This is a genomic window from Deltaproteobacteria bacterium (assembly GCA_026712905.1).
Classification (GTDB): domain Bacteria; phylum Desulfobacterota; class Binatia; order UBA9968; family JAJDTQ01; genus JAJDTQ01.
The window spans coordinates 22,885-31,966 of sequence record JAPOPM010000263.1 but is presented as its reverse complement, the minus strand read 5'-3'; the positions used below and the strand labels follow the sequence as shown (position 1 = coordinate 31,966).

The following is a 9,082-nucleotide window of genomic DNA, read 5'->3' as shown; positions in this document are numbered from 1 at the left end:
TGTCGTGGGAGTTGCCCGAAGACGACGGCGGACGGGCGGTGACGAAGTTTCAGTACCGGGTCAGCGATGACGGGGAGGATACGTGGTCGGAGTGGATGGACATCGCGGACGGGGCCGACGAGGCGGAGTCCGCGGGGGATGAGACCGGGGTGACGGTGACAGACCTGGAGAACGGTACGGAGCATACGTTCGAGGTTCGTGCGGTGAACGGGAACGGTGCGGGGGAGGCGGTGAAGGGGACGGGGACGCCGTCGTCGGGCACGACGGTGACGGTAGCGGCGGGGGCGAGCGAGTACGGATTCCAGATCGACGACGTCGTGTTCAACCTGATGCGCACCGGGGGCACGGATGAGGCGTTGACGGCGAACGTGACGCTGACTCAGGAGCATTCCTACCTCGGGGAGGCGGACCTCGATCAGACGGTGACGTTCGCGGCGGGGTCTGCCGCGGCGGTGCTTCGGCTCGAGAAGTTCCGGTTCGGCGGTGGCGGAGCGGTGGAGGCGGGGGATCTGACGGCGACGGTGACGACCGGGGACGGCTACGCGGTAGGTACGCCAGGGGAGGCGAGCGCGCGGATGGTCGTGCTGAGCCCCGCGTTGACGGTACGGCTGGATGCCGGGTCGTATCGGTTCGGGGAGGAGGTGACGGATGCGCGGGTGGTCGTGGTGGCGCGGACGGCCGAGGGGCTGCCACTGCCGAACCAAGGGTTTACGGTGGTGCTGTTGTCGAGTGGTGTGAGCGGGGGCGCGGCAAGCGGTACGGATTTCGCACCCGTGTCCGAGAGGGTCGCCATCGCCGCCGCCGACTTCATGGCCGCGGGGAATGAGTGGGAGGCGCGCAAGGAGGTGGCCCTGACGATCGTGGACGATGCGGCGGAGGAGGACGACGAGACATTCAGGGTACACGTGGCGGCGATGCCCGGGCTGCCCGGGCGCATACATTTTGTGCGGGCGAACGGTAGCGCGTGCCCGCAAACCACGGGCGATGCCGCATGCGGGTCGGTGGTGACGATCGTGGACGACGACGAAGTTCCTGCCGCGGTACGGAACCTGGTGCTGACACCCCGGGACCGCGAGGTGGCGCTGTCGTGGGAGTTGCCGTCGGGTGACAGTGGCGGAACGGTGACCAGGCTCCAGTACCGGGCGAGAGAGGAGGGCGCGGTGGCGTGGTCGCCGGACTGGACGGAGGTCCAGGACAGCGAAGACGCCGGGGCCGATCAGGCGGATGAGACCCGCGTGACGGTGGGCGAGCTGGACAACGGGACGGTGCACACGTTCCAGGTGCGTGCGGTGAACGCCAGCGGCGCGGGAGCGGCCGTGAGCGGCACGGCGACGCCGACGTCCGGCACGGCGACCGCGAAGGTCGTTGCACCGGCAAGCTTTGACGTTCCCCAAATGACGAGCGTGGAGGTCGAGACCCGTGCCGCGGGGCAGGTGACGCTCACCACGGGCGACTTGGGCGGCGGCACTATCGAGGTCACGGAGGATGCGGACTCCGACCGGTTGGAGGTCTCGGTGAACAGGGGCCCCCTGAGCGGAGTCGAGCTGACCGTGGAGCTTCCGGAAACGGCGTCGGCGGAGACGGTCCACGTGCAGGTGGCGTTGTCCGATGACGAACGGGCCAGGAATGCCCCGGCCCCATCGGGCAGCGATGCGCCCGAAGACCAGCCGGTGGCGGAAATCAGGGTGCCTTCCGGGACCGTGGTATGCCTGAGTTATGACCCGAACGTGCCCGGAATCCCGATGCTGTATCGCTTCGACGGCACCAACTGGGAAGCGCTCACGATCACGAATCAATATGTGGAGGGTGGGAAGGTGTGCGGTACGGTGAGTGTGACGTCACCATTCGCGGTGTTCTACGCCCAAGATGAAGTGACACGGCCGAACGATACGCTGATGACGTTGACACTCGTGGACCTGAACGGCGACGCCGTTGCCCTCGCCCCGGCTTTCGCCGCATCCACGACGGAATACACCGCGGCCGTCGCCAACGCGGTTTCCCGCGTCACCGTGACGGCGGTCGCCGCCGACGGTACTGCCGAGGTGGGGTATCTGGACAAGGATGACCGAACACTGGCGGACGCGGATACCGCGACGGCGGGCCTCGACGTGGACCTGGCCGTGGGCGAGACCGTCTTCAAGGTGCGGGTGACGGCTCCGGACGGCGCCGCCGAGAGATCCTACTCGGTGACGGTCACGCGACAGGCCGAAGCGCCGGTGGAGCCCGAACCGCCGGAGGAGGAGCGGATGCCGGTGTTGCGGGTAGCCGATGCGCGCGCGGACGAGGGTGCCACGTTGTTGTTCCGGGTGGCCCTGGAGCCGGCGGTGTCCGGGCCGGTGACGGTGGACTGGACCACGCGGGCGGGCACGGCGACTCCAGGAGAGGACTACGTCGAAGCCTCCGGCACCCTGGTGTTCGAGGCGGGAGAGACGGAGAAGACGCTGACGGTGGCGGTGCTGGCGGATGAAGTGATGGAGGGGGCGGAGACCCTGACGCTGGTTCTTTCCAACGCATCGGGAGCGGAGATCGAGGACGGTGAAGCGGCCGGGACGATCCTGGGGAGCGGGACGGTGCAGCGCGCCTGGGTCGGCCGGTTCGGGCGCACGGTGGCGGAGCAGGTGGTGGAGGCGGTGGCGGCACGGATGGCGGCGCCGAGGAACGCAGGGTTGGAAGGCCGGTTTGCAGGCTTGGTCATCGGAGGAGGCGGCCGCGATTCGGAGGCGGACGCGCGGGAGCGCATGGAGTCGCTCGCGTCCTGGTTCCGGGGCGAGGATGTTGTGGAAGGCCGAAAGTCGTCGAGATGGCGCCGGATTACCGAAAGGGACTTGCTGGCGGGGACATCACTGACGCTGACGGGCGGAAAGCAGGGCACGGGTTTCGGTTCCCTGTGGGGCCGGGGCGTGTTGTCCCGCTTCGATGGGGACGACGACGAGATGACGCTGAGTGGGGAGGTCTTGAGCGGGATGCTCGGGGTCGACTGGTGGGGCGAGCGCGGTACGGCAGGCATGCTGCTCGCGCACTCCCGTGGGGAGGGCGATTACCGTTCACCGCAGGGGAACGGCGCGTTGGAGAGCAGCTTGACCGGCTTCTACCCGTACGGGCGTTACGCGTTGAGCGAGCGACTCTCGGTTTGGGGGGTAGCCGGGTATGGGAAGGGCGAGTTGCAGCTTGCGCCCGCGGGGGCGGACACGGCCAAGACGGACATGGATTTGTTCATGGCCGCCGCGGGCGGGCGCGGCGTGGTCTGGATGCCCGCGAGCGGGGGGCCGGAGCTCGCGGTGAAGGCCGATGGGCTGTTGGCCCACACGGGCTCGAACGCGGAGCCGGGAGAACTGGTGGCGGCAAATGCGGCGGTCACTCGGCTCAGGGCAGGCATCGAGGGGACTTGGCGCGTGGGTGAGGCGGAAGGCGGACAACTCGTGCCGAGCCTGGAGGTCGGGGTCCGTTACGATGGCGGCGACGCCGAGACCGGATTCGGTGCCGACATCGGCGCCGGGGTGGCCTGGTCCGATCCGGCACGCGGGCTGGCGGTGGACCTGCGTGGGCGGACGCTCGTGACCCACGAGGACGGGACCTTCCGCGAGTTCGGGATTGCGGGCTCCGTGAGCTGGGATCGAGATCCGTCTTCGGATCTCGGGCCGACGCTCAGCATGCGTCAGACGCTGGGATCCAGGGCCGACGGCGGCATGGATGCACTGCTCTCACGCGGGGCCATCGAGGCGTTGGCCGCCGAAGACAACGGCGCGGACCTGCGCCCCCGGTTCGAGGCGAGACTCGGCTATGGACTTCCCGTGTTCGGCCATCGCTTCACGGGAACGCCGGAGGTCGGGATCGCGCTCTCGGAGACGATGCGCGAATATGGACTCGGCTGGCGGCTTTCGCTGGTAACGCGCTCGGCCGCCGGCTTCGCCTTGAGGCTTGAGGGTACACAGCACGAGCCCGTGAGGGGAGATCGAAGGCCGGAGCACCGGGTCGGGCTCAGACTGAATGCGCACTGGTAGGGGCGCACAGTCCGCCGGCCCGGGCGACTCGGGAGGCAAGCGGGATGGGTGCGTCCTTCGACCATCGGGGGGCCTTACACCCGGACCCACTGTCCTTCGTCCGCCGCGCGCAGCGCGGCGTCGAGCACGCGCTGGGCGGCGAGGCCGTCGGCGAAACTCGGTGTGGCGGACGTGCCGTTGCGAATGGCGTCCACGAAGTCGCGCGTGAGCTTGGCGAAGATGAACTCTCCCTGGGCGCGCTGGGGGTCGGAGTCGTCGAGCCCTTGGGTGTAGCGGTCGGGGATTTCCAACGCCTCGGGTGAGCGCGTGCCGCCGCGGGCGCCCCAGAGCTGGCCGCGCACCCAGCCCTTGACGTTGCGGTCGAAGACGAAGCGCAGCATGCCGGCGTCGCCGTAGACCTCGAGGTTCTGGTAGTTGCTCTTGCGCGCCACCGCGCTCAGGCGGACGCACGCCGAGGCGCCCGCCGCCAGGCGTCCGAGGAGCGTGAAACTGTCCTCCACCGTTACCGGACGCGCCGTGCCGCTCGCGTCGGGCAGCTCCGGGATGAAGGTGTCGGCTTGGCCCCAGACGCTCTCGAACTCGCCGATGAGCCAGCGGATCCGGTCCACCACGTGCACGCCGATGTCGCCCATCACGCCGAAGCCGGCCAGTTCCCGTTGGTGCCGCCAATAGTGGGTCATGCCCGGCGTGGCGCGGTTCTCGCTGAACCAGCGGCTCTCCACGTGGTACACGCGCTCGCCCACGTAACCCCCATCCAGCAGTTCCTTCATGTAGGCCAGCGCCGGGATGTGGCGGTGGTTGAACGCGGTCATGTGCACGCGCCCGGCGGCTTCCGCCCGGGACAGCATGGTCTCCGCCTGGGCGGCGTCCATGGCCAGGGGCTTCTCGCACAGCAGGTGCAGTCCCTGCTCGAGGGCCGCCGCCACCATCTCGGCGTGGAGGTGCGGCGGCGCGACGATGCTGACGGCGTCGAGGTCGGGGTGGGCCAGGAGTTCGCGGTAGTCCGTGTACACGTGGGGCACGCCGAATGCCCTGGCCGTCGCCTCCGCCTTGTCCGGCGTCCGTTGGCAGAAGGCCACCACCTCCGCGTCCTCGGTGGCGCCGTATCCTTGCAGGTGCTGGGTGCCGAAGCCGCCCCCGATGACTCCGATTCTCACGGCGGTCATGAATCCTCCTCCTTGAGATTGGTTGCCTCTCCCTACCCCTGGATTCCCGCTTCCGCGGGAATGACGAGTCGAAGGGGCTCTGTGTCAAAAGTCTTGATACCGCCTGTTCCGCGGGAGGGACGTTCCGAAGTCGTGTTATGAGTTTGGACACTGGGTCCTACCGCGCCCGCGTGCGTGCGGTGGGAACCACCAGGATCGTGAACGCGCCCACCAGGTTGATGGCGCCGAACAGGTAGAACGTGTAGCGCAGTCCGTACATGTCCGCCACGGCGCCAGCCACCAGCGGGAACAACAGCGACAGGGCCGAGCGCCCCACGTCCATGAAGGTCTGGGCCGCGCCCCAGATGTCCCTGGGCGCGTGCTCCAGCCCGGCGGCCTGGATGATGGGTCCCACGGCGAAGAGCGCCATCCCGCCGAGAGACACCACCGGGAGCAGCAACCACCCACCGGGTATCAACGGAATGGAGCCGATGAGCAGGCCTCCGGTGAGAAGCGAGAGGCAAATGGTGACTTTCCGTCCGAAGCGGTCGGAGAGGTGTCCGATGACCGGCGCGAAGATGGTGCCGACGAAGGCGAGACACGCGAGGTAGATACCGACCGTGACGATGTCCTCGTTCAGGTCCCTCGCCAGGTAGAGCGGCAGGAAGGTCGGCACCAGGTTCTCTCCGATGGAGCGAAGCGACGCCACCAGGGTCACGCCCATCAGCGGAAGGTTGGTGAGGATGTCGCCGCGCAGGGCCCGGCCATAGGAAGCGGAGCGGTTGCGCGCCGTGGCGTCGTGCCGCAAAGGCGGCAGCACCGCCCAGAGAAAGAGCGCGATGGCGACGCCCGGCACGAACTGGAACAGGTAGGCGGTGCGCCACGTGATCCAGGTGAGCAGCGCGCCCACGACCAGAGGGGCCACGGCCGCGCCGACGTTCGCCCCCATGGCATGCACTCCAAGGGCGAAACCCATGCGTTCCGGGAACTTCTCGCCGACCACCGCGCGCGCCGGCGCGTGCCACATGAAACCGCCCAACAGGGCCTGGACGCACACCAGGGCGCCGAAGACCCAGAAGGTCGGGGAAAACCCCTGGAGCGAAACGAACAGGGAAGGCCACAGGAGCGACAGCAGCAGGACGCCCCTGCGGTCGCGCAGCAGGTCGGTGGCCAGGCCGCCGATGGTGATGCTCAGGATGTGGGACACCCGTTGCGACGAACGCAACACGCCGATGTCGGTGTAGGAGATGCCGAAGTCGCGCACCACCAGCGGCAGGCACACGTTCATGGTTCCCTGGAATATGTGCGTGACGCCGTGGCCCATGGTCAGCAGCCCGAGCACGCGGCCGCGGGACGGTTCCGGCGCCGCGGTATCCGGCGCGCCCGCCGAAGGGTCGGCGGAGGTGTTCATGGCGTGTTCCCGGCGCGGCTCATGCGCGTCCCCGCGAGGGATGGCGGAGAAGGGAGGGAGTCGAACCCTCCGAGAACCTTACGGCCCTCAGACTGGTTTTGAAGACCAGCGGCACCACCGGGCACCTTCCTTCTCCATTTGCGGGCATCTCCGTATGAGGCTCTTATTTGTTCGCCGCGGGTTGCGCAAGGGCGGGCGGAGTGAACGCCCGCACTTCCGGCAATTCCCCCTCGAACGCCTCGACCTCCACCAGCGCCGTCTGGGAGATGGGACCCTGGGCGAGGCGCGAGGTTCCCTTGTCCAGGGTCAGGACGTTGGGGTTGCCGTGCCGCTCCAATCCGCCGGGAGCCTCGGGGTCGTACCAGGCGCCGGTGGCGAGCACGACGACGTCGGGCGAGATGTTGTCGGTGAAGCGGACGCCGGCCAGACAGGCGCCGCGATCATTGTACACGCGCACCACGCCGCCGTCCTCGATCCCCCTCGCGGCGGCGCTGGCGGGGTGGATCAGCAGCGGTTCACGGCCCTGGACCTTGTTGGCCATGCTCGCCGCTCCCGGATCGTGCTGGCTGTGCAGCCTCGTGGTGGGCTGGTTGGAGATGAGGTGGAGCGGGTAACGCCGGGCCTGCTCCGCCCCCAGCCATTCCCCCGGCTCGATCCACGCCGGATGGCCGGGACAGTCGTCGTAGCCGAAGCCCGCGATGGCTTCCGAGAAGATCTCGATGCGTCCGGACGGGGTCGGCAACGGGTGCGCGGCGGGGTCCTCCCGGAACCGGCCGAACAGCACCTTCTCGTCGCCCTCCGTCGGCAGGGTGATGTGGCCGGCGCTCCAGAACGCATCGAAGGCCGGCAACTCGATGCCCTCGCGGATGAAGGAGCTTCGCAGCCCGTCGTAAAGGTGCCGTAGCCAGTCGCTCTCCAGCCGGCCCTCGGTGAAGCCTTCCTCGAATCCCAAGCATTCGGCAAGTCCGGAGAAGATGTCGTAGTCGTTCCGCGCCTCGCCGACCGGAGGAACGGCCTGGCCCATGGCGAAGACGATGGGGTCGGACGCCTGCCTGCCGATGTCGTTGCGTTCCAGCGGGGTGGTGGCCGGAAGCACGATGTCGGCATGCCGCGCCTGCGCGTTCCACCAAGGCTCGTGGACGATGATCGTCTCGGGAAGCTGCCATGCTTCCACCAGCCGGTTGAGGTCCTGGTGATGATGAAACGGGTTGCCGCCGCACCAGTAGACGAGACGGATGTCGGGATACTCCAGCCGCCGGCCGTTGTAATCGAACGGTTCCCCGGGGTGGAGGAGCATGTCCGCAATGCGCGCCACCGGGATGAAGGCTTTGACCGGGTTCGCGCCTTGCGGCAGCGTGATCCCGCCGATGGACCGCACGGGATTGCCGATGGAGCCGGTGGAGCCGTAGCCGTAGCCGATGCCGCCTCCGGGAAGGCCGATTTGCCCCAGCATGGCGGCCAGAACCGCGGCCGCCCAATAGGGCTGTTCGCCGTGGTCGGCCCGCTGCAGTGACCAGCTCACCGTGATGAGCGTGCGCTTCGCCGCCATGCGTCGAGCCAGGTCGCGGATGGCGTTCGCCGGAATACCGCACAGGGCGGCGGCCCATTCCGGGTCCTTGGGGCGCCCGTCCCGTTCGCCCATGAGGTAGGCGCGAAAGGCTTCGAACCCGGTGCAGTACGTCTCCAGGAACGCCTGGTCGTGGAGGCTTTCCCGAACCAGCGTGTGCGCCAGACCCAGCATCAACGCGGTGTCGGTGTTGGGGCGCGGCGCCAGCCATTGCGCCGCGAGGAAGTCCGCGGCGTCGTCCCGCGCCGGGCTGACGTTCACGAACGCGACGCCGTTTTTCTTGCACAGCTCCAGCCAGCCGCGCGTCGTGTGCTTGCCCAGGCCGCCGGCGCTGACCTGGGTGTTCTTGAGCGGGATGCCACCGAAGCTGACCACCAGCTCCGTATCCCTCGCGATCACCGGCCACGAGGTGGCGCCGTCGCGAACGGAGTTCCAGTCGTAGCCGAAGACGTGGGGGATGATGACCTCCCCGGCGGCGTAGCTGTAGGTGTTGACCGACCGGACATAGCCGCCGAGTTGGTTCATGAAGCGGTGAAGCTGGCTCTGGGCGTGATGGAAACGGCCCGCGGAAGCCCAGCCGTAGGAGCCGGCGAAGATAGCCTCGTTCCCGAACGTATCGCGCACGCGCCGCAGCTCCCCGGCCACCAGGTCGAGCGCCTCGTCCCAGCTCACGGGGACGAACGGCTCCGTGCCGCGGCCGCCTCCGTGATGCTCGGGTCCGCGCTCCAGCCAACCTTGCCGCACCATGGGTTGCGCCACCCGGCAGGGGTGGTGCACCACGTCGGGGATCGACCGCCCGATGGGCGAAGGGTCCGGGTCCTCCGCGAACGGGTGCGCGGCCACGATGCGTCCGTCCTGGACCTCGACCTGGTAGGCGCCCCAGTGAAGGGACGTTTGAACGCGCCGGGAGTTCGTATGGCTCATTTCCGGTACTCCTAGTGTGGTGTCTGGTTAATTC

4 protein-coding genes and 1 tRNA gene are annotated in these 9,082 nt (G+C 68.5%); 1 reads left to right on the top strand and 4 read right to left on the bottom strand.

Annotated features, from left to right (window positions below; genetic code table 11):
* The first annotated feature begins 11 nt into the window (after nt 1-11).
* A complete protein-coding gene (locus OXF11_21800) occupies nt 12-4,001 on the top strand; it encodes a fibronectin type III domain-containing protein (protein MCY4489722.1) in 3,990 nt (1,329 codons plus the stop codon).
* Nucleotides 4,002-4,075: 74 nt separating this feature from the next.
* Here the strand turns inward: OXF11_21800 and OXF11_21795 are convergent, their stop codons facing one another.
* The 4 genes from OXF11_21795 to OXF11_21780 all read right to left on the bottom strand — a co-directional run bounded on the left by OXF11_21795 (nt 4,076) and on the right by OXF11_21780 (nt 9,048).
* Entirely contained in the window at nt 4,076-5,167 is a 1,092-nt protein-coding gene (locus OXF11_21795; GenBank protein MCY4489721.1) for a Gfo/Idh/MocA family oxidoreductase, read from the bottom strand.
* A gap of 157 nt (nt 5,168-5,324) precedes the next feature.
* Nucleotides 5,325-6,557 (bottom strand): MFS transporter, encoded by a 1,233-nt coding sequence (locus OXF11_21790; protein ID MCY4489720.1) that lies wholly within the window; start codon nt 6,555-6,557, stop codon nt 5,325-5,327.
* Between the two features lie 41 nt (nt 6,558-6,598).
* Nucleotides 6,599-6,693, bottom strand: a tRNA-Sec gene (locus tag OXF11_21785).
* Nucleotides 6,694-6,720: 27 nt separating this feature from the next.
* Nucleotides 6,721-9,048, bottom strand: a complete 2,328-nt coding sequence (locus OXF11_21780) for a molybdopterin guanine dinucleotide-containing S/N-oxide reductase (protein MCY4489719.1) — start codon at nt 9,046-9,048, stop codon at nt 6,721-6,723.
* Nucleotides 9,049-9,082: the final 34 nt, after the last annotated feature.

Coding starts and splice junctions, on each gene's coding strand:
- OXF11_21780 (MCY4489719.1), bottom strand. CDS start 9,048: ATGAGCCATACGAACTCCCGGCGCGTTCAAACGTCCCTTCACTGGGGC.
- OXF11_21795 (MCY4489721.1), bottom strand. CDS start 5,167: ATGACCGCCGTGAGAATCGGAGTCATCGGGGGCGGCTTCGGCACCCAG.
- OXF11_21790 (MCY4489720.1), bottom strand. CDS start 6,557: ATGAACACCTCCGCCGACCCTTCGGCGGGCGCGCCGGATACCGCGGCG.